Here is a 21,058-nt window from a genome sequence, read left to right on the forward strand (position 1 = left end):
CAATCGGGAATGCGGTAGCCAATCCGCGCATCAGAGCTTGATCACCGACGTCCTTCAGTTCCGCCTCCACCCATGCGCAGAATGAGCAGCCGTTCCTCGGATCGGGCGACCTCCTGCGTTCCAAACCTTGACAGCGGACATCAGAGCGCTGTTGTGGGACCACCTTTCGGGAGTGGTCGCGATCTGTGAGGTTGCCGATCCTGTATTGGGATCGGAGATCGGCTTGTGCCTGGACTTGACCTTACGCTTGACCCGGATCGGCAGCCTCGGCGTTTCGAGGTGATCAACGGTGCCGGCGGTCGGCGTCATTGGTCGGTGGATGACAAGGCACGGATCATCGCGGAGACGCTGGAGCCGAACGCAGTGGTTTCCGAGGTCGCCCGCCGGTATGGCCTCAGGCCGCAGCAGGTCTTCGCCTGGCGCCGCGAAGCGCGCAAACAGGCCGCTTCGGTGCAGCAAGATTCTCCTGCCTTCGTGCCGGCGGTTGTGACGGCGGCGGAGCCTGTAGCCAGGCATCCACCGAAGCAGCGGAAACGGCAAGCCACTCGAGACGCCGGCATGATCGAGCTTGAGATCGACGGCGTCGCGATGCGCGTTGGCCGGGGCGCCGATACCAAGACGGTGGCCGCAGTGATCCGCGCGCGGAAGGCGACGTCGTGATCGGGCCGACGGGTGCGGTCAAGGTCATGGTGGCGACGAAGCCGGTCGACTTCCGCAAGGGCGCGGAGGGGCTGGCGGCGCTGGTGCGAGAGACGATGGGGGCCGATCCGTTCTTATGCGTCGGGCGAGATTATGTGGCGGAGCCGCCCTGACGCCCGTCAGGGCCGGCCAAACCCAGCTTGCCTCCGCCACATAATATTCAGATGGAGTTCAGCAGTTGCAGAACGGAGTCATTTGGTCGGAAACGCACGCCGTGATCGCCGGCGACGCCCGCCTTCTCGTGTCCGTTGCGCATCATCTCGACATCCGCTGCGGCATAGCGGTGGGTCGTGGCGACCTGTGCGTGCCCGAGCCAGGCTTGGATCGTCAAAAGGTCCACGCCGGACTGGAGAAGCTTCATGGCGAGGGAGTGCCGGAAGATGTGCGGCGATATGGGCTTGTCGGCCAAGGCCGGGCTGATAGCCACGGCCTCGGCGGCCGCACGCCGCACGACCGAGTCAGGCGCTCGTTGCGGGCGCCGACGAATATCGGTCGCGGCTCGTAATGGGTGATCCCGCGCTCCCTCAACAAGGATGTTAGCGCCCGCGCCAGGTCCTTAGCAATGGGGACGACGCGGTCTCTGCGCCCCTTGCCGCGCAGCAGCACTTGCGGGTGCGACCGCTCCAACTGAAGATCGTTTGCGTTGACGCCGGTGGCTTCGGAGACCCCGGCGCCGGTCCGTGCCAAGAAGAGCAGAAAGGTTCGGTCGCGCCGACCACGGGGCGTCTTTGGATCGGGCGCCGCGATGAGGGTGTCCACTTCGGCCTTGGTGAGGTGGTACGTCACCTCAATGTGCGTCCGTTTAATGGGAATCGTCAGCACGCGTTGGGCGACGCCGAAGGACGCCGGGTCGGCGGCAGCGACGTGGTGGAAGAAAGATCGGATCGCGGCCAGGCGGGCGTTGCGCGTGGCGACGGAATTGTTCCGCTTCTCCTCGAGCTCCTCGAGCTCCTCGAGCTCCTCGAGCTCCTCGAGCTCGTCGAGAAAAGCGAGAACGAGGTCTCGATCAAGCTCTTCAAGCGCCAACGCCGCCGGCTTCTTCCGCAACCGGGCGGCGGCAAAGAGGATCAGCATGCGCAAGGCGTCGCGATAGCTGGCCACGGTCGCGGGAGTCGCGTTGCGCTGCTTGGTCAAGCGCCGGCGAAAGTAGGACTCCAGGAGCGGCGCCAGGAGCAAATGTTCGCTCATGCTGCACCTCCATCGAGGAAGGCGCGCTCCGCCGCAATGGCGAGAAGATCCGCCGAGCCAGTGAGGTAGTAGGCTGTATCGCTGTAGCTGGCGTGACCGAGATATGTGGCGAGCAAAGGCAGCAGCGCCTGAACGTCTGCACGCTGTTGGTGCCAGAGGCTGAGGCGGGTCACAGCGAAACGGTGCCTGAGATCGTGCGGCCTTAACGGCTTGCCGCCATCAAGATGGGCGAGCTTGCGGACCTCAGCAAAACCGTTTTGCAGGCCGGTCGCCGAGAGGCGGTTGCCTCGGGAGCTGAGGAAGAAGGCCTGGTCCTTGGGCGTGGGAAAAGCAGCATCGCGCTCATGCACATATTGACGAAGGGCTGTTTGGGTCGTCGTGTGAACTGGACGAGACGGTCCTTGCGGAACTTCGTCTTCCGAACGAGGAGAACCCCGTTGGCCAGATCGACGTCGGAACGATCAAGGCTGACCACTTCGCCCGATCGCAGCCCCGAGCTCGCCAACAATCCGATCAGCGTCGCCATCGTCCGCCCTCTGAGCGGGGTGCCTGGCGAAATGCGGGCGCATGCGTCGATGAGCGACGCCAACTCAGCCTCACTGAGAATACGCGGAGGCGGAATCGCTCTGGATCTGGGGAAAGCTCTGCGCTCCAAGGCCTCGGTTCGGACGTCATAGACGGCGAGATACTCGTAAAACCGGCGGAGCACGCCGTGGCGAGTGGCGCGGCTGTTGGCGGCGCCGCTGAACGACAAGGCGAAATCCAGCGCCATCGTTCGAGTGGCGGGCCCATCGAGCTGAGCGCGCTCAACGTAGTGGACGAAAGCCCGCAACGTGCCAGCTTGCTTGCTGAAGGCATAACCGAGGGAGCGGCGCAGTTCGATGTAACGCTCGGCCTTCTCGCCGAGTAATCGGGCAAAGGCGGTCATGCGACGCCTCCCGGAAAGGGGAGTGCGACTTCGGCGAGCTGCGAGACCGCGACCTTTACGTACAGCGCTGTTGTATTGATGCTGCGGTGCCCGAGAAGATCGGCGACCTCGTTGATCGGCGTTCGCTGCCTGACGAGCTGGGTGGCAAGGCTGTGGCGCAGGAGATGTGCACCTGCGACCCGCCCGAGTTCGACCCCGCCATGCCGCAACCGCTTCCGCACGATCCTCGAAACAGGCGATGCGTACTTGAACGGTCCCACGGGCGGCGTGAAGGACAGGAACAGGTATGGGCTATCCACCTTCGGTCGAGCACGCAGGATATAGTCGGCGAGCGCGGCGCCGGTCTCCTCGAGGAGGGGCGCCACCCGATCACGCTTGCCCTTGGTGCGCCGGACAAAGACCTCGCCAGTTCGCCAGTCGATATCCTGCAGCTGAATGGTGCGGAGCTCGCCGTTACGAATACCCGTGGTGGCGAGCAGCAACAGGACGGCTCGATCGCGGATGTCGACCGGCGTTGTTGCGCCGATCGCATCGATTGCGCGCCGAACGTCATCCCATGCAAGGCGCGGCGGCAAATGCGCCAAACGCCAATGCGGCGTCCCTGGGACGACGCGGGCGAGATCCTGGTCATTGTGGCCAGCCCAATACAAAAACCGAAGAAATGTTCGGATGTGAGAGGTCGCCGCCGTGCGGGTGGCGGAGGTCGCCGATAGCGACAGCCGATGCTCAACGGCGGCGAAGACATGCTCCGCCGTCAACGCTTGGAGCTCTTGGTCGGGATGATGATGGCGGAGCCAATCCAGAAAGCGGCGGCCGCCCAAAAGAACGCCTTCGCGGGTCTTCGGCTCAAGTCCCCGCACCCTGCTCAGATAGTCCGAAAAGGAGGCCAGAAGCGGAGCATCCGGATCATCCTCTACACTTGGAACAGAACCAATGAACCGCTCCGGAGCCAGTCGGCGTGCGTGTCCCAGAGCCGACACTGCGCCGATGCGCGGAGTATCAGTAGTAAACGTGCACAAATAGCTGTCGATGACATCTTGAGGGATAGGCATCGGACCACAGCGCGTCGCGGCAAACTGGCTAAAGCGCGCAATCCGGCTCAGGTAAATCTTGGCGGATGCTGGCTTATAACCAAGCGTGAAAAAATGCTTCGCGATGCGATCCATCTCGCCACCGAGCGCACCGCTACGCAGGCGCTTGAGCACCCCACGATACGAAAAATAGAACTCGAGCATCCTGCCCCTCCGACATTGCGGCGCAGGGGAATCCCGCGCCCGTGAGAGACACGAAATATTATGTGGCGGAGGCAAGCTGGGTTTGGCCGGCCCTGACGGGCGTCAGGGCGGCTCCGCCACATAATCTCGCCCGACGCATAAGAACGGATCANAAATATTATGTGGCGGAGGCAAGCTGGGTTTGGCCGGCCCTGACGGGCGTCAGGGCGGCTCCGCCACATAATCTCGCCCGACGCATAAGAACGGATCCGAGCCGGCATCGCGCACCAGGGCCAGAAGGCCGTCGGGACCTTTTCTAAAATCAACGGGATGACTGGCGACCAACACCTTCACGCCGGCCGGGATCATGCCTGGCAGACCGCGCGGATAATCCTGGCCAAATGATCCTGGCCGACGTCGGCGCCGGCCCGAATGACCACATCGCCCAAACAGATCTCCACTGTCAAAGACGCCGCTTGGGTGACCTCGACAAAGCCAAGCCGATCCGCATCTCGCTGCGGCGTGACCGCACCGTTCTTGATCGCCTTGCGCCGCCAGCCGAACAGCCGGGCGGGCGCCATCCCCGCTTGTCTGGCAATGGCCGATACATTCGCGCCCGGCTTCAGTGTCGCCTCGATCAGCCGCGACTTCGCTTTCGCCGACCAGCGCCGCCGCGGACGCTGCGGGCTTGCCTCCAGCCGGTTCGGGACCGCCTCAAGAACATCATCAGGCATAGGCGCAGACATAGAAATTGACACTGCAAGCTCCTCGGCTCCTTGCTTCAGTGCCACTATCTCTCGCTCATCACCTCAAGCCGCGCCAGATGGGGTCAGCTTGGCGCTTACCATACATCTGGCGTTTGATGGTTTTGAGACGGTTGATCTGTCCCTCGACGGGGCTGGTGCTCCAGGGCTGGGTGATGGCCGCCCGGACAGCCTCGATGTCACGGCCGATGCCTGCTGCAAGGGAGGCCAGTTCGCTGTCCGCGGTATCGGCGATCCATTGCTCGAGGCCGGATCTGGCGCGGCGACAGGCCGGAGCCGCGGCTGCATCGGGCGGGCGAACTGATCGGAGTGTGGGTGCCGGACGTAGTCCACGAGGCTATCCGCGATCTGGTCCGGGCTCGGGAATCCGGAGCCGACGACCTGCGCCGCAAACGCCAGCAGCTGCTCTCCCTTCTTCTGCGCCATGGTCGGATCTACGAGGGCGGCGGTCATTGGACATTGGCGCACCGGCGCTGGCTCGCCCGCCAGAGCTTCGAGCATCCGGCGCAGCAGATCGTGTTCCAGGAGAAAATCGACGCGATCGAGGACGCGGTTCAGCGGCTACGCCGCTTGGACGAGCAGCTGAGCGCCATCGTGCCGACCTGGTCCATGGCGCGGGTCGTCGAGGCCTATCAGGCGATGCGCGGTGCCTCGTTCCTGGTCGCAGTGATCTTCGCGGCCGAGATCGGGGATGTGCGCCGCTTCGATACACCGCCACAGTTGATGGCCTTCCTCGGCCTGGTTCCGGGGGAGCGTTCGACCGGCGACACGGTCCGCAGATCGAGCCTTACACTCGCCGGCAATCGACGCGCCCGCCGCGCGTTGGTCGAAGCGGCATGGACTTACCGCTATCCCGCCAGGGTTAGCGAGGCCCTGAGGGTCCGGCTCGAGGGTTTACCCAAAGCTGTCCGCGACATCGCCTGGAAGGCGCAGGTCCGGCTCTGCGCTCGCTATCGTTGCGGATTCCGACGTGAAGCCGGCCGCCATTCCGATCAAACACCGGCCACCATTCCGGTATGAAGCCGGCCACCATTCCAACCAAAGACCGGCCAGTTTTCGGCACTGAAGATTACCTCCTGGGTCAGCAACTTTGGCATCAAATACCTCGCTACGAGCGAGGAGATTTTGATGCCGGCAAAGAGAAGGCTGACCATGAGACAGTTGAGACAAATGCTTCGGCTTGCCGGAAGCGGGACCAGCGCTCGCAATGCGTCAAACAGGGTACGCGGCGCCGTACAGAGCCGAACTGGGCCCATGCGAGATCCGTGAGGCGGAGATCTTTGTGGCGGTCTTGGGAGCGTCCAGCTTCACATATGCCGAAGCAACCTGGACCAGACACTGCCTGATTGGATTGGTTCACACGTCAGGATGTTTCGTTTTTTTGATGGCGTTCCCCGACTGATCGTCCCCGACAATCTGAAGTCGGGCGTCAGCCGCGCCAGCTTCTACGATCCCGAGATCAATCGCAGCTACAGCATGATGGCATCCCATTATGGCGTCGGCGTTCTTCCGGCACGGCCGCGACGGCCGAAGGACAAATCGAAAGTCGAGAACGGCGTGCGTTTCGCCCAGTCATGCATTCTGGGGCGGCTGCGCAACCAGACCTTCTTCTCGCTGGCCGAGGCCAATGCCGCCATTCGCCAGGCACTCGATCGCATCAATGATCACGCGCCGGCTGGGCGTCAGTCGCCGGCAGCTCTTCGAGACAGTCGAGCGCCCGGCTTTGGCCAGTCTTCCACTGGAGGATTACGAGTTTGCCGAATGGCGTTTGGCCCGCGTCTCGACGGATTACCACGTCGAGTTCAAGACCTTCTTTTATTCCGTGCCCCACAGCCTCATTCGCCAGCAAGTCGATCTTAGAGCAACGGCACGCATCATCGAGATCTTTCACCGCGGCAAGCGCATTGCCGTCCATCAGCGCCGCTATGGCGGCCCTCGTCATGGAACCGATCCGGATCATATGCCCAGCTCCCACCGGCGATATGCCGAGTGGACGCCGGATCGTTTCCGTCGCTGGGCCGCATCCGTCGGCCCCGAGACGGAAGGCTTGATTGTCGCAATCCTCGCCAGCCGCCCACATCCTGAACAAGGCTTTCGAACATGCCTGGGTGTCCTGCGCCTGTTTCGCGATGTCACACGCGATCGCGCCGAAGCCGTGTCAGCCCGCGCTGTCGAGATCGGTGGGCTGAACTGCAAGAGCATCGCCTCGCTCATCGCCAATCACAAGGCCGCAAGGCATTCCACCGAACCGACCGCCATCGTCGATCACGCCAATCTGCGTGGCCCTGATTACTTTCATTGAGGAGACACACCAATGCTTATCCATCCGACGATCGACATGCTACGCGAACTCGGCCTTCATGGCATGGCCACCGCCTTCCAGGAGCTCGACGCACAATCCGAAGCACGCGGCCTCGAACATGGCGAATGGCTTGCCATGCTGCTCGAGCGCGAGGCTACCATGCGCCGCCAGAAGCTCGCAGCCCGCAAAGCAGTGGAGCATAAGACGATAATCCCCGTCACGAACAGAGAGGGAGGGATGGCGGTCGCCTTTCCCTTGCCCGTGACTTGGTACTGGGCAACGGCACAAGTAGCTCCCGCGCGCCGGGAATCCTCCCAAGGCGCGATATACCTGGGCAGCGCTTGGCCATGACACCTTTGTCATGGGCCTGATAATGCCGCCAAGCCGCTATCGGATCAATAGAATGATTTAATAGCGCGTCGAACATCCCCAGCGAAATAGCCGGGGCGCTTCACGCGTTCTGCCGCTTGGAATACATTCGCGAACAGCGGTACGTTGTGCTCCAACCTCTTCGCAAGGTTGCGGCACCGCTGGCGCGTGCCTCGGGGCTCCGGCGCCGAATGGGCTTCTGGCTGACCAGTTCCCAGCAGACGGCATAACCGCGCTCGTGCGACCAATGGCGCATAACCTTCTCGGGCACGGTTTGCGCGCCGAACGAGGACAGCGGCGAGAACCTTCGGGCCGGGCGGCTGGATACCCCCCGATCAACGTGTAAGGGAGGGGAAGGAAGGCGAGGGGGTTTTCCTCGCGCCGCCCGCCGCGATGGGCATCCGGCATCTGGGACAAGAGAGCAAGGGCCAGGACTTAGCTGTCGTGACCGCAGGATCGCCTCGGCCAGGTGGCCCAAGCCTGCATCGCTGAGAGCGCCATTCGCAAACCTCGAGATTGGCGACCAGGAGCCGTTGCATCAGGTAACTACGAGGACCACCTGCGCGCGAACACAGCATAGTGGTGTCTGCCGCAGGAACGCTTTATCACTGCGCGAGGGCGCGCGACCCCGACCTTCGGACGATCGGCACATTGGCGGCGTCCCTGGGCGTCTCGGTATGGGCCTTTTGGGAATTTGGGACGCCGCCGTGCGCAAGCGTTGAAGCATTTGGGGCTACGGTATCAGGAGATCGCAGACCTGACGGAACAGGAGGATCGGCTGTGCGCGTGATTGAGCAGATCCTGGCACGGTAGGACCTGTTAAAGTTTGAAGCGGCCAAGGCGCTGATCATTGAGGCGGTACTGCCAAACCAGGTTCGGATCCTTAGGGTTGACGCCGGACGTCGACCAGGCGGAGCGCTCGAACTTTGCAGCGTCATGCAAAGGAAGATCGTCATCACAGCGCGACGGCTGTAACGACGAGCGAAGGCGATAACGTCCGATACTGTGAGTTAGAAATTCGATGACACAGACGGCGGCGAGGGACAGGATCAAGAAAGCAGTGGAAAAGCTGAGCAGGCGAAGGCCGGCTTCCTGATCGGGCAGGGCGAAGAAAGCGAGCACGCCGCCGGCGAAAATTGCGAACGCGAACCTCATGAGCATGACACAGAGCCTGTTTGAAAGAGGCAGCCATCCCCGCTGGGGCAACCTCCGAGAAGAAGCAGCTACCTCCGGCCAAAAAGAGACGCAGGACAAGCCAGTAGCATACAAGAAAAGTAGACGAATCGGCGTAGATTCATTTGCTACGATAGACTGAAAATATGCTTTATATTTCTTTGACTGGCATTCGAAAATCCGCCAGCGTCGATGCAATGGCATCATTTTGCTGAAGGGTTCACGATGCAAGCGAATCTCTGGCAAGTCGCAGGAGACAATGCGCTCTATAAGGAAGCGGCGGCGTTCGTCGATTGCAATCCGAAACCATGGGCGGAAGAGGTTTCCGAATTTCTGCGGAAGAAAGGCAAGCCCGAGACGATCACGTTGGTGATCGGACAGTTCATCGTGGCGGCCCTGTTCGAAGGACGACACGCGGACCTGCTGTACTGGTCGCTGGTTGCGGCCGAAGTGAACTGCGTTGGGATGGAGCAATGGCCTGATGATGTGCGCCAGGAGTTGGCGAGCCATCTGAAACGGGGATTTGGAAAGCTCTCGCCGCGCAATCTCTCCCATTGAAGGCGGCGGGCCGACGGCGTGGCCCTCAATGGGGAGACGGGGTCACACCTGACCAGAGGCAACGTTGATGTCGCTGCCGGCGGGACCGGGAGCGGATGAAGCGAGTTTTGTGTCATCACCGTTGGGCGTCGGAAAGTCGCCTGGTCCCATTTGGCAGACCGCTTGCGCGCGGCATCCCTGAGGAATGGATTGGCCGGCCGAATTGAGGCCGGCATAGCGGCGGTTTACGTCGTTCGTCCAGTTACGGCGCTGGGCTTTCAGTGCTGCCGTTGTAACGATCGGCGAGGCAGCGAATACTTGACGTGCCGCCGCACGATTTGACGGCATCGCGAAGCGTCATTACGGTGAGCGCTCTTCGTGCGATTGGCTTGCCGCTCTGCAGGTCGGTGGTTGTCCTCCCCAGCTCGCGCTTTCGATCGAGCGGTCGACAAGCCCCGCCCCCGGCAGCCAAGTTCAGCCTGTTCCCTTTGTATCGCGCCCGTAAGGCGACCGGTAACTTTGGGGTTGGACACCGGTGGTTTGTTTCAACGGCCGAGTAGGGATGCAGTGAGACCCGAAACGAGACCAATCACGCGGCGAGGATTTCAAGCTGCTCGGCCAGGGCCGGACTCAGATGAAGGCGTACCTCGACTGTCGCTTGCGGATCGTATGGACCTATTTCGATGGCGGCCAGGATGATCGCGGCTAATGCTGGTGATTTGTAGCCCAGCATCGGCCGGATCTAGCAGGCTTCTCTGATTGGGATCGGTGAGGTCAAGCGTTTCCTGTCTTTTTTCCGGACCATGTCTCCCCGCGGGTCACTCGCTTCTCTTCGCGGTCGGCGCGGAGCGGCCGCATGATGGGCCGCATCGTCAACGCCAATCCCGACGAACCAGCGGAACAGAAGGTCGTATTCCAGCCGCTCCATCAACAGCCGCTCCGAGCGGATCGAATAGAACGCCTGTAGCAGCATCGCTCGCAGCAGCTTTTCCGGCGGGGTTGAAGGGCGCCATCGGCGAATACAGCGCCGCGAAGTCCCGCTCCAACGCCGCCAGCGCCTCGTTCACAATCGCCCGAATGCGGCGCAACGGATGATCGCGCCGCACCCGAGCCTCGAGATCAACATAACTGAACAGTTCGCCAGACCGGTCGTCCCCGCCGCGCATGCCTCGTTCTCCGAATCTCTTCGGAGACACTGAATCACGCTCATAGCCTCGCTGCGAGCCACTTTTTCAACAGATGGGGTGATTGGGGTCTCGCCCGAGCCAAGGTGCGGGCGGCTGCTCCTGTATGGATGTTAGAACGTGGTCGCCTTGGAGCGCCACAAACATCGGAAGGAGCAGCCGTGAAGTATTTTGCTGGATTAGATGTATCTTTGGAAGAGACCGCGATTTGCGTCGTCGATGAGAGCAGTCAGATCGTGAAGCAAACACGAGCGGCGAGCGAACCACAGGCCTTGTCCGATGCGTTGCGGAAGCTCGATCTGCCGCTGGAGCGCATCGGGCTTGAAGCGTGCTCGCTGACGGCCTGGCTTCACGATGGATTGTGCGCCGAAGGTTTGCCTGCGATCTGCATCGAGACGCGCCAAGCCAATGCGGCCATGAAGACGATGCCGAACAAGACCGATCGCAACGACGCCCGCGCGCTTGCGCAGATCATGCGCACGGGCTGGTATCGGCAGGTGCATGTCAAGAGCCGGCAATGCCGGCTGTGGCGTGCGCTGCTGGTTGCCCGCCGGACGGTGCTGAACGAGATGCGCAGCATCGAGAATGTCGTGCGCGCCATGCTGCGAGAGGCCGGCGTCCAGCTCGGTACGCCGTCGCGCACCGCCTTTGCTGATCGCGTGCGCGAACTGGCCAGTGCCGAGGTGATGGCGATGGTCGAGCCGCTGCTTACGATCCTCGGCACCATGCTCAAGGAGTTCGCCCGGCTGACCAAGAAGGTTCTCGACATCGTCCGCAGGGAGGAGGTCTGCCGGCGGCGGATGAGCGCGCCAGGCGTTGGTCCGATTACGGCGCTCGCCTTCCGCGCCACGATCGACCGGCCGGAGCGGTTCGGCTCCTCGCGGGCGGTGGGAGCGCATCTGGGGCTGACGCCAGCGCGATACCAATCCGGTGAGACCGACATCCAGGGCAAGGTCAGCCGCTGTGGCGACGAGCTCGCCCGCACAGCACTCTACGAGGCAGCCCATTCACTGCTTGTGCGTTCCAAAAAGTGGTCGAGCTTGCGCGCCTGGGGCATGAACATCGCCAGACGCCGCGGCATGGCGCGGGCGCGGGTGGCGGTGGCCCGCAAGCTGGCCGTCATCCTGCACCGCATGTGGGCCGACGCAACCGAATTCCGCTTTGGAAAGGAAGCCGCCGGATCGGCATGAAATGAAATAGCGCAAGGAACAAAAACGAACACAGACAGTGGTTCGCCCGCGAGGGTGATCTGGATCGTTCCCGTGGGGACGATGGGCAAGGCGATCTCGTTAGCAGGCACGATCCTGGGCGAAGTCTCCCAAGGTCGTTCAACAGATTGAGACGCCTCGCTCTCCTGACCCCATCATGCGGCGGCTCCGCGCCGACCGCGAAGAGAAGCGAGTGACCCGCGGGGCGACATGGTCCGGAAAAAAGACAGGAAACGCTTGACCTCACCGACCCCAATCAGAGAAGCCTGCTAGCGACGCGCCGATGATCCTCCTCGAACCAATTGTTCAATAGCGCGCTGCGTCGTTTAGCTCCCACAGAATTTTTTTCGGTTTCTTTGTTTCTCTTCAGTAAGAGCTTTCTAAAACTGAACGTAAATCAGCAACACTTCCATAACCTGCGATGTTAACGTCAGCCTTAACGAGTTTTGGCGGGCCACGGGCTATGATGGAGACGGGGCAGCGCTTGAGAAACCAGCTAGTCGAAAGGTGCATCCTGGAAGCGATCAGCGTTTTCAAATGGCAATGCGGGCTGCCGAGAAAAAGCTACTGACGTGGAAAGTGCGCTCCTCCAAAAGCGTGCGACAGATAACAGTCCACGTGCGACCTTTTGAGATCGGTGGGATCAATGATCGGGGGCTACTTTCCTGATCACGGCGTCATCGATGTCGCCAAGCTGTCTACCAGGCGTTTTCACCACGAACAACTCGGAGGGCCTATGGGATCAATCCCACAACAGACTCCTGATTGCCTAATAGTAAAGGGCCGCCGAAATGAGACGAAGTAAATATGTGGAGTACGATGCCACCGGTTTGGCCTCCTCGTGAGGGGCCGGCGAAGTGACGCCGTGCAATTGACGAGCTTGGCTCGCGAGGCGCACGACGAGTTCAACCCCATCACCAGATGGCCGCCAGAGTAGAATTTCCAAACGGTCTCTCCTGCATTCATTTGGCTCTTCGCATTTGTTCAACGGTGTCTAAAGCCGGGATGTTGTCCTTCCGAAGGCGGCGGTGGCCGCCGATGGCTGGGGCTACTGACCAACGCAGAAGCCGGAGTTGTGCGCTCCTCACGAATACTATTCACACCCAAACTTGTACTTGTAAAGGCTTTCCGCATGACTGTCCCCTCGATTACCAATCCAGACTTCGAAGTCCTGTTCGACAACAAGCCGCGCTGGAACCTGCCCGACTACCGCCGCTGCGGCTTCCATAACCTCCACACCACGGCGCGCTACGCCATGTCGCTGCGTGCCCCCCGCGTCCTGCCACTCAGGAAGGAGATCGACTGGACCATAGGCGAGCGCCCCGGCGTCGCACGTTTCCTCGCCATGCCACACTTTTCGGCCTTCGTCGTGGTGCGCGACGATCGCATCCTCTACGAGGCCTATGCGCCGGACTTCGGGCCTGACAGGGCGCATACCATTATGTCAATCACCAAGACGACACTCAATCTCATGCTCGGCCGCGCGGTGGCCGACGGCCTTGTCAATCTCGACGAGCGAGTAGGCACCTATCTGCCGGAGATCGGTACTGGCTACGCCGAGGCGACCGTCAAGGCGGTCGCCGACATGAACGTCACCAACGACTTCAGCGAGGACTACAGCGACCCCTACACTTCGGCCTTCGACATGGATGCCGCCTGCGGCTGTCGCCTTCCGCCGGAAGGCCAGAAGGAGGAAACGATCCGCTCCTTCCTCTGCGGCATTACCGGCGGCGACCTGGCAAATCGCACCGGGTACGCGCTTTACAAGTCGAGCAACACTGAAGTGCTCGGCTGGATTATCGAGCGCGCCAGCGGCCGGGCGCTGCGCGACTGGCTGATCGAGATCGTCGAGGCGGCGGGCCTCGAAGGGTGCTATCACACGCCCTGCGACCGCGAGGGCGTGCCGGTGTTCGGCGCCAGCCTCACCGCCCGCGATCTCGCGCGTTACGGCCTGCTATTCGCACGCAAGGGCGAGGGTATCGACGGCCGCCGGGTCGGCGATGCCGCCTTCATGGAAGAGACCCGCCGCAATCCCGGCCCTTCCATGCCAAAGCCGCTAGACTGGTTTCATTATAGCCGTCAAACGTACACCGACGGCACGTGGGTCGGACATAGTGGCTATGGTGGGCAGTATATGTTCGCGAACCCTGACACCGGCACCGTCGTTGTCGGGCTCGGCGTCCTCGAGAACAAAGACGCCAGCGACCCCGAAATTGGCGCCGCTATGATGAAGATGGCCGCCGATCTTGTTGCGGAAAAATGAGAGCTGTTCGACGGCAGCCGGAATTCGACGTTGCTCTAGTTGCGCTAGACGCTTTGCCGTCTTCACCGTGCTTGGTGAAGGCTGCTCACCGCTATTCCGCCAAGGTGGCCTGAGCAGGGCTGGCGTCGGAACGCTGCTCGCACGGTGTGAGAATGTGCGACTGTCCCATAGTGATGGGCGACGTTCTCCTCACTAAAACACGATCATAAGCATTACCCGGTTCCCCACCCTCCCAGGGCAGGTTGGCTGTCGTCGAACATGCTTCGGCGACAGCCTTTTTTTGGCGAAGTTGCAATTCGCGCAGTCACGATCTCGTGCCAGCATATGAAACGGTACTGTCACATTGATTGAGCGGTAAGGAAAATAAGGTAGCAGCCGATTTCCATTTGAACCGAGTGTTGTCGTATGACAGGCCAAGACCCGACCAGAGGCTACCGATCAATTCTTGCCGGACCCCCTTTCCACTCTCTCCAGTATCCGGATCAATATCGTGATGGCGCGTCCGACACACCTGAACCCGGCGGGCTGGAGCGGCATCTAATGACCTGAGCGGGCAGTTTGTCGAACAGGTCGGTGGCGCTACCCCATGCCGCCGAGCCGCAGAGGAATCCGTCTCCCCTTGGGGCATAGCTTCTCTTCGATGATCTGCAGTTTGCGTTCGGTTGTCCAGCGCCGATGCCGGACATCGCCAACCTTCAGTTCGACCTGTCGATACTCGTTAGACATAGCCTATCCTCAAGCATGTGCTTCAGCCCTCCTGCTTATGCCGAGTGTGCGGTCGACAGGGGGGCAGTTCAAAACGAGCAACGGAAGTCGTAGCGCCTCTTCGTGTTGACCCGAACGTTCTCTTCGAAACCTTTTTCGTTTTGCAGGTAATCTTCGGCAACTCTTTCTTTGACCATGTCGCTAGTATCTCAAAAAACTGGGAGGAAGATGCTGTCAATCCGCCGCCTTCGGGAAATTAGAGTCTTTCTCGTGGTTAGCCCATCGTTCTGCGGACGGACCGGGCAAGACCGTGTGCTAGCACTCGGTCGACAGGTCTCGTTGACGGCCGGGAAAGAGAGAATCGTACGAATCTCGTCAATCATTCGCCAGCAAAAAATAAATTAGGGGAAAGGGTATATCACCCATGAATAAGCACTATCGCATTCTCGATCTCATCCGGCGCAATCGTTCGCCGCATGAAAATCATCTCATCGATGGCCTGGTAGACGGCCGGGTCAGCCGCCGCGACTTCATCCGCCATGGCAGCCTACTCGGTGTTTCGCTGCCGCTACTAAGCCGCATAAGTGCCGTCGCGGGTTTCGGTGGCTTGCCTTCGCTCGCTCGCGCCCAAGGTACGCCCGGCGCCACCATTCGTGTCGCCTGCGGCGCACCGACAGCCCTAATCGATCCGATCACCACTACTGATAGTAGTGGTTTTCTGATGTTGCAGCAAGCTGGAGAATATCTCTGCGTTGCCGATTCAGACCTCATACTACAACCGGTATTAGCTGAAAGTTGGAAATCCAACGACATAGGCACGGTGTGGACGTTCAATCTGCGCAAGGGCATCAAGTTCCACAGTGGCGGCGAGATGAAGGCAGACGACGTGGTCGCAAGCATTGACCGCCTCGCCGATCCAGCTAGTGCTTCAAATGCGCTGTCGGTGTTCAACGGAATCTTGCGGAAGGGTGCGACGAAGAAGGTTGACGATTACACGGTCGAATTTCACCTCGACGCGCCGAACGGCAACTTCCCCTATATGATGTCGGCCGACAATTACAACGCCATCATCATCCCCGCGGGCTACAAGGGCGATTACGAGAAGAGCTTCGACGGCACCGGCCCGTTCAGAATAGAGAAATACGCGGCAAAAGTGGGCGCATCCTTCGTCCGCAACGAAACCTATTGGGGCCAGAAGGCGCTGCCCGAACGCACCGAATTCACCTTCTTCAATGATGAGCAGTCGCAGATCCTAGCATTGCAGGGCGGTCAGGTCGATATGATGGCCGGGGTATCGCCTCTAGCCGGCGTTGTCCTGCTTAACGATCCGAACTTCAATGTCATAAGTGTGAAGTCGTCCGCGCATAACCAGTTTCACATACGCTGTGATTCCGACCCGTTCAAGGATCCGCGCGTGCGTCGTGCTATCGCGCTCTGCCTTGACCGCGACAAGCTGGTTGCCGGCCTGATGAAAGGCCGGGCTTCACTAGGTAACGACAGCCCATTCGCTCCAATCTATCCCTCGACTGACGTGAGCGTGCCGCAACGCAAGCAGGACATCGCACAGGCAAAGCAGCTCATGGAAGCGGCGGGCGCTGGCGATGGCTTCAAGGTGACGCTAACCACCGAGCGCTATATTGAAGTCCCCGAATACGCGCAGCTCATCCAGAACTGGGTCAAGGAGATCGGCATCGATCTCGATCTTAGCCTCCTGGACCAGGGCAGCTATTATGGTGATGGGATGTTCGGCAAGTCGAACTGGCTGGATTCGGTGATGGGCATCACGGACTACGCTCACCGCGGCGTGCCAAACGTCTTGCTTAGCGCACCGCTGAAAAGCGAAGGCACCTGGAACGCCGCGCATTTCAAGAACAGGGATTACGACGCGCTCGTGTCCAGCTACATTGCGCATCTCGATCTCGAGGCGCAGAAGGCGACAGCCGGCAAGATTCAGAAACTTCTGCTCGAGGAAACACCGGTCATTTTCGGCTATTTCACCGACCTACTGGTGCCAACCGCGAAAGGTGTGACAGGCGTGCAGTCGACGCCCATGGCCCAACTTTTTCTTGATAAAGCGTCGAAGGCCTGAACCGAAGCGAAGCGAATTTGTCGCCAGCCAGCTCTCGCACGGGGCTGGCTCCACGAGGAGTCTTAGCCATTCTCTCCTTCTTTGCACGACGTGTATCGCTGTCGCTGGTTACATTATTCCTGCTCAGCATCATGGTGTTTCTGGGCGGCCAGGTGCTGCCCGGCAATGTCGGCCGCGCCATATTGGGGCCGTTCGCCGATCAACGCGCTGTCGACGCGCTCAACCACACGCTCGGCGTCGACCGTCCGCTACTCGTCCAGTACTCCACCTGGATCTGGAACTTCGTCCGGGGCGACATGGGCACGTCCTATATCTTCCGCTCGCCCGTGGCGCCCTTCGTCATCGACGCGCTGGGCAATTCGATGAAGCTGGCGGCGGTCGCCTTCGTGCTGGTGGTGCCGATCGGCATTCTCGGCGGGGTCGTGGCAGCCCTCAACCTCAACCGCCCGCTCGACCGCATCATCAGCCTTGGTGGCCTGTCGGTGACGGTGCTGCCGGAATTCGTCACCGGCATCATCCTGATCCTGATTTTCGGGGTCTGGCTGCGCTGGCTGCCGATCTCCGCGGCATGGCCGCGCGATACCGGCTTCTTCACCCAGCTCTACTGTCTGATCCTGCCTTCGCTGCCGCTGTTCCTGGTCTTGTTCGGCTACATCGCCCGCATGGCGCGCTCCGGCATGATCGAGGCGCTCGATTCCGACTACACACGAACAGCGGTGCTCAAGGGCCTGCCGTGGCGAACGGTGATCTGGAGGCATGTGCTGCGCAATGCACTGCTGCCGACCATCACGGTCATCGCGACGCAAACCGGCTATCTCATCGGCGGCCTCGTGGTGGTCGAAACTCTGTTCCGCTATCAGGGCATCGGATCGCTAATCGTCACCGCCGCGCGCGGCAAGGATTTCCCGATGCTGGAATCGGGGACTTTGGCCATCGGCATCGTCTATGCAGTGGCAAATCTTGCCGCCGACTTTCTCTATTCCGTGCTCAATCCGCGCATCCGGCTGGAGTCAGACCAATGAGCGCCGTCCAGACCACTTCCCCCACGCCCGACGACACCGGCGAGCGCGGTCCGCTTGCCGAAGTCTATTTCTCGCTGCTGCGCTCGCGAACCTTCCTTGTCAGTCTTGCCATCGTGCTGTTCTGGGTTGCCTGCGCGATTTTCGGCGAACATTTCGCGCCCTACGACCCGCTCGCCGACGACATCATCAACGCGCTCGCGCCGCCTTCGGCCGAACACTGGTTCGGCACCGACCAGATCGGCCGCGACGTCTTCTCGCGCGTCATCGTCGGCTCGCGCGACATCCTGACCGTCGGCCCGCTGGCGACCTTGCTGGCAACCGTGGCCGGCACCGCGCTCGGCCTCATGACCGGCTATTTTCGCGGCCTCGTCGACGATGTCGTCAGCCGCATCCTCGAAGCCTTCATGGCGATCCCGGTGGTTATTGTCGCGCTGTTGGCCATCGTTGCGCTCGGCACCTCCAAGACGACGGTCATCGTCGTCATCGGCCTTAGCTTCGCGCCGATCATCGCGCGCACGGTGCGCTCCGCGGTGCTGGCCGAGCGCGAACTCGATTATGTCGCCGCCGCACAGCTCAGGCATGAAAGTGCGCTGCATACGATGTTCGTCGAGATCCTGCCGAACGTCATCCCGCCGATCCTGGTCGAAACGACCGTGCGGCTCGGCTATGCCATTTTCGCGGTCGCCACGCTCTCCTTCATGGGCTTCGGCATCCAACCGCCGTCACCCGACTGGGGGCTCTCGATCTCCAACAATTACGGCATGATCGGCGGCGGCTTCTGGTGGACGGTGCTGTTCGATGCCCTCGCCATCGCCTCTCTGGTCATCGGTGTCAACCTGATGGCCGACGGCGTCCATGGAGCACTCAATGACTAACTCCGCTAAGGCGCAAAACGCCCTCGAACTGCACGATCTGTCGGTTGCCTACGGCGTTGGCGGCCGCAACCGCGCCGTGCTGCGCAATCTCAGCCTCACCATCGGCCAGGGCGAAGCCTATGGGCTGGTCGGCGAATCCGGCTGCGGCAAATCCACCGTGGCGCTCACCGTCGTGCGCTACCTGCCAAGAAACGGCTCGATCATCGGCGGCGCGATTTCGCTCGACGGCCAGGACGTGATGAAGCTGGACGCCGAAGCGCTCAGGCGGGCGCGGGCCGAAAGCGTCTCCATGGTCTACCAGGATCCGGGCAAGGCGCTGAACCCGTCGATCCGTGTCGGCCGGCAACTGACCGAAGTCTTCGAGCTTGGCGGCATTACGGGACAGGAGGCCACCGACAAGGCCATCGCCATGCTGAACCGGGTGCGCATCTCCGACCCGGTCAGCGTCATGCAACGCTATCCGCACCAGCTTTCGGGCGGCATGCAGCAACGCGTGGCGATTGCCATGGCGCTGGCCAACGATCCGTCGATGCTGATCCTCGACGAGCCGACGACCGGTCTCGATGCGACGGTGGAGGCCGAGGTACTCGACGTGATCGCGCGGCTCAGGCAGGAACTGTCGGCATCGATCCTGTTCATCAGCCACAATCTCGCGGTGGTCTCCAACATGTGCGACCGGGTCGGCGTGCTCTATGCCGGCATGCTGGTCGAAGAAGGGCCGACCGAGGTCGTGTTCAACGATCCACGCCATCCCTATACCGTCGCCCTGCTGCGCTGCCTGCCGCGCGGCGGCCAGCGCAAGGACCAGGGTCGGCTCGACACCATTCCTGGCTTCCTGCCGGGCATTGGTGCCGCCATCAAGGGCTGCGCCTTCGCCGACCGCTGTGCCCTGGCGACGGAGCGCTGCCGCACAGAATTGCCGCCGCTGTACGACCTGAGTGACGATCGAGGCGTTCGGCTTTCGCGCTGTCACTATCACGAGCAGGCGCAATCCCTGCCGCGCGAGACGCCGAGTGATGTGGCGCCGTTTGCACCGAAGGCGACAGCCGTGCCGGTGCTGCGGGTCGCCGGGTTGAACAAGACCTATGGTAACGCGGTACGGGCGGTTAAGGACGTATCACTCACGCTGCGGTCAGGCGAGACGCTCGGGTTGGTCGGCGAATCCGGCAGCGGCAAGACGACCTTCGCCAGGCTGCTGCTCGGCCTGGTGCCGCCTGACGCAGGCGGCACCATCGAACTCGAGGGCAAGGCGCTGGCGCCTCGGCTGGAGAACCGCAGCGACGACCAGATCAAGGCGATGCAGATCGTCTTCCAGAATCCGGACTCAGCGCTGAATCGCTCGCATTCGATCCGGCATTTGATCGGCCGGGCGCTGAAGCGGCTGGCGGGCCTCAGCGGCAAGGCGCTGGAGGCGCGCCTCAACGATCTCGTCCGTTCGGTGCGGCTGACCGAGCGGCATCTCGCAGTTAAACCACGCCAGCTTTCAGGCGGCCTGAAACAGCGCGTCGCCATCGCGCGCGCCTTCGCCGGCGATCCCGGCATTGTCGTGTGCGACGAACCGACCTCGGCGCTCGACGTCTCCGTGCAGGCGGCGATCCTCAATTTGCTCGCCGACCTGCAGTCGAAGGAAGATGTCAGCTACATCTTCATCTCGCATGACCTTGGCGTCGTGCGTTACCTCTCCGACAAGATCGCCGTGCTCTATCTCGGCCGCATCATGGAGCTCGGCCCATCGGAAGACGTCTTTTCCGGCCCGCATCATCCCTATACCGAAGCGCTGCTGTCGGCCGTGCCAAAACTCGACCAGACGGAGACGGTGCGCATTCGGCTCGACGGCGAAATCCCCAGCGCGGTCAACCCGCCATCGGGATGCGTGTTCCATACACGCTGCCCGCGCAAGATCGGCCCGATCTGTGAGCAGGAGGAACCAGCGCTAGCCGAGACGCAGCCCGGCCATTCGATCCGCTGCCACATCCCTTATACTGACCTTGCCAAGCTCCAAAGCTCCACGCCGCTGCAGGAGGCATGGGGTAACCAACTCATAGCGTGTCAAACGGATTGGGATGGAGAAACCCCACGTGCCGCGGACAGCCGGCCCGACTGTATCGGTTTACAAGGATCGGAGCTCTCTCCGAATTCAGTATGTTAGATAACGAGGCAAGCGGATAAAAGATAAAGCAACCGTCGTTACCTGAAGCGTACTTGGCCCCTCGCGCCTTTGACGTTCGATTGTCTGATGGAAAAACGGTACGCGCTTACGAGATTGGGCCGCCCGACCTGCGGCTTTTGGTCGGGATTCACGGCATGCGTGATACCGGGCTGAGCCGTGTTGTCCACTACTTAGCTAGTGGCAATATATTCTGTCCCCTCGTCACGTTTGATCACCAAGGATACGGTGGAGCAACCCCCTCGAGCCTCGAGGCTGAGGTACAGGGTCAGCTCGTTCGTGAGGCCGGACACCGTCGTCGAGCGTGATCTCGCCAAACGACAAATCGGCAGTTCGCTAGCAAGCCCGCATTCCGGGGTATGACGCGGCCA

General features: G+C 61.4%; 13 protein-coding genes and 8 pseudogenes. 12 read left to right on the forward strand and 9 right to left on the reverse strand.

Annotated features, from left to right (window positions below; all coding sequences use genetic code 11):
- The first annotated feature begins 279 nt into the window (after positions 1 to 279).
- Both X751_RS137820 and tnpB read left to right on the forward strand, forming a co-directional pair.
- Positions 280 to 660, forward strand: a complete 381-nt coding sequence (locus X751_RS137820; protein WP_245265838.1) for a transposase — start codon at positions 280 to 282, stop codon at positions 658 to 660.
- Positions 657 to 773, forward strand: a pseudogene (gene tnpB, locus X751_RS137815) (IS66 family insertion sequence element accessory protein TnpB); the annotation flags it as partial. The gene X751_RS137820 and the pseudogene tnpB, both read left to right, overlap by 4 nt.
- A gap of 86 nt (positions 774 to 859) precedes the next feature.
- Here the strand turns inward: tnpB and X751_RS1000000164880 are convergent.
- The 5 genes and pseudogenes from X751_RS1000000164880 to X751_RS1000000166235 all read right to left on the reverse strand — a co-directional run.
- Positions 860 to 1,887: pseudogene (locus tag X751_RS1000000164880) on the reverse strand (tyrosine-type recombinase/integrase).
- A pseudogene (locus X751_RS1000000168660) lies at positions 1,884 to 2,815 on the reverse strand (tyrosine-type recombinase/integrase). Before X751_RS1000000168660 ends, X751_RS1000000164880 begins: the two co-directional pseudogenes overlap by 4 nt.
- The gene (locus X751_RS1000000166230; RefSeq protein ID WP_023746071.1) at positions 2,812 to 4,050 is read right to left on the reverse strand and encodes a site-specific integrase; all 1,239 of its coding nucleotides are present in this window, start codon (positions 4,048 to 4,050) and stop codon (positions 2,812 to 2,814) included. Before X751_RS1000000166230 ends, X751_RS1000000168660 begins: the two are co-directional and overlap by 4 nt.
- 344 nt (positions 4,051 to 4,394) lie before the next feature.
- Positions 4,395 to 4,820: a transposase gene (locus tag X751_RS1000000167625; RefSeq protein ID WP_198022469.1), complete on the reverse strand. Its 426-nt coding sequence runs from the start codon at positions 4,818 to 4,820 to the stop codon at positions 4,395 to 4,397.
- 13 nt (positions 4,821 to 4,833) lie between these two features.
- A pseudogene (locus tag X751_RS1000000166235) lies at positions 4,834 to 5,010 on the reverse strand (hypothetical protein); the annotation flags it as partial.
- A 62-nt stretch (positions 5,011 to 5,072) separates the two neighbouring features.
- Between X751_RS1000000166235 and X751_RS137800 the strand changes: the two are divergent.
- From X751_RS137800 to X751_RS1000000168170, 3 genes and pseudogenes are all read left to right on the forward strand, one after another.
- Positions 5,073 to 5,750: pseudogene (locus X751_RS137800) on the forward strand (transposase); the annotation flags it as partial.
- A gap of 703 nt (positions 5,751 to 6,453) precedes the next feature.
- Positions 6,454 to 7,095, forward strand: coding sequence for a hypothetical protein (locus X751_RS1000000168165; protein WP_245265841.1), 642 nt, complete (start codon positions 6,454 to 6,456; stop codon positions 7,093 to 7,095).
- 12 nt (positions 7,096 to 7,107) lie between these two features.
- Positions 7,108 to 7,269, forward strand: a pseudogene (locus X751_RS1000000168170) (AAA family ATPase); the annotation flags it as partial.
- A gap of 1,014 nt (positions 7,270 to 8,283) precedes the next feature.
- Here the strand turns inward: X751_RS1000000168170 and X751_RS137790 are convergent.
- Positions 8,284 to 8,625 carry a hypothetical protein gene (locus X751_RS137790; protein ID WP_023746076.1) on the reverse strand — a complete coding sequence of 114 codons (342 nt, stop codon included), beginning with the start codon at positions 8,623 to 8,625 and terminating at the stop codon, positions 8,284 to 8,286.
- Positions 8,626 to 8,862: 237 nt separating this feature from the next.
- On the opposite strand from X751_RS137790, the gene X751_RS137785 reads away from it, so the two are divergent.
- The gene (locus X751_RS137785) at positions 8,863 to 9,195 is read left to right on the forward strand and encodes a hypothetical protein (RefSeq protein ID WP_245265842.1); all 333 of its coding nucleotides are present in this window, start codon (positions 8,863 to 8,865) and stop codon (positions 9,193 to 9,195) included.
- Positions 9,196 to 9,763: 568 nt separating this feature from the next.
- Here the strand turns inward: X751_RS137785 and X751_RS1000000167200 are convergent.
- Entirely contained in the window at positions 9,764 to 9,907 is a 144-nt protein-coding gene (locus tag X751_RS1000000167200) for a hypothetical protein (RefSeq protein WP_023746078.1), read from the reverse strand.
- Positions 9,908 to 10,042: 135 nt separating this feature from the next.
- Positions 10,043 to 10,340, reverse strand: a pseudogene (locus X751_RS1000000166245) (transposase); the annotation flags it as partial.
- A gap of 179 nt (positions 10,341 to 10,519) precedes the next feature.
- Here X751_RS1000000166245 and X751_RS137775 point away from each other — a divergent pair.
- Positions 10,520 to 11,548 (forward strand): IS110 family transposase, encoded by a 1,029-nt coding sequence (locus X751_RS137775; protein ID WP_023746080.1) that lies wholly within the window; start codon positions 10,520 to 10,522, stop codon positions 11,546 to 11,548.
- A 1,150-nt stretch (positions 11,549 to 12,698) separates the two neighbouring features.
- Positions 12,699 to 13,829 carry a serine hydrolase domain-containing protein gene (locus tag X751_RS02905; RefSeq protein WP_023746081.1) on the forward strand — a complete coding sequence of 377 codons (1,131 nt, stop codon included), beginning with the start codon at positions 12,699 to 12,701 and terminating at the stop codon, positions 13,827 to 13,829.
- A gap of 574 nt (positions 13,830 to 14,403) precedes the next feature.
- Here the strand turns inward: X751_RS02905 and X751_RS1000000167630 are convergent.
- A pseudogene (locus tag X751_RS1000000167630) lies at positions 14,404 to 14,555 on the reverse strand (transposase); the annotation flags it as partial.
- 403 nt (positions 14,556 to 14,958) lie between these two features.
- Here X751_RS1000000167630 and X751_RS137770 point away from each other — a divergent pair.
- The 4 genes from X751_RS137770 to X751_RS137755 all read left to right on the forward strand — a co-directional run bounded on the left by X751_RS137770 (position 14,959) and on the right by X751_RS137755 (position 20,669).
- A complete protein-coding gene (locus tag X751_RS137770; RefSeq protein WP_023746083.1) occupies positions 14,959 to 16,623 on the forward strand; it encodes an ABC transporter substrate-binding protein in 1,665 nt (554 codons plus the stop codon).
- A gap of 68 nt (positions 16,624 to 16,691) precedes the next feature.
- Positions 16,692 to 17,645, forward strand: coding sequence for an ABC transporter permease (locus tag X751_RS137765; RefSeq protein WP_031247305.1), 954 nt, complete (start codon positions 16,692 to 16,694; stop codon positions 17,643 to 17,645).
- A complete protein-coding gene (locus X751_RS137760; RefSeq protein WP_023746085.1) occupies positions 17,642 to 18,520 on the forward strand; it encodes an ABC transporter permease in 879 nt (292 codons plus the stop codon). Before X751_RS137765 ends, X751_RS137760 begins: the two co-directional genes overlap by 4 nt.
- Positions 18,513 to 20,669, forward strand: a complete 2,157-nt coding sequence (locus X751_RS137755; RefSeq protein ID WP_023746086.1) for an ABC transporter ATP-binding protein — start codon at positions 18,513 to 18,515, stop codon at positions 20,667 to 20,669. The genes X751_RS137760 and X751_RS137755 overlap by 8 nt, the downstream gene beginning before the upstream one ends.
- Positions 20,670 to 21,058: the final 389 nt, after the last annotated feature.

This window comes from Mesorhizobium sp. LNJC394B00, assembly GCF_000502555.1.
Lineage (GTDB): Bacteria > Pseudomonadota > Alphaproteobacteria > Rhizobiales > Rhizobiaceae > Mesorhizobium.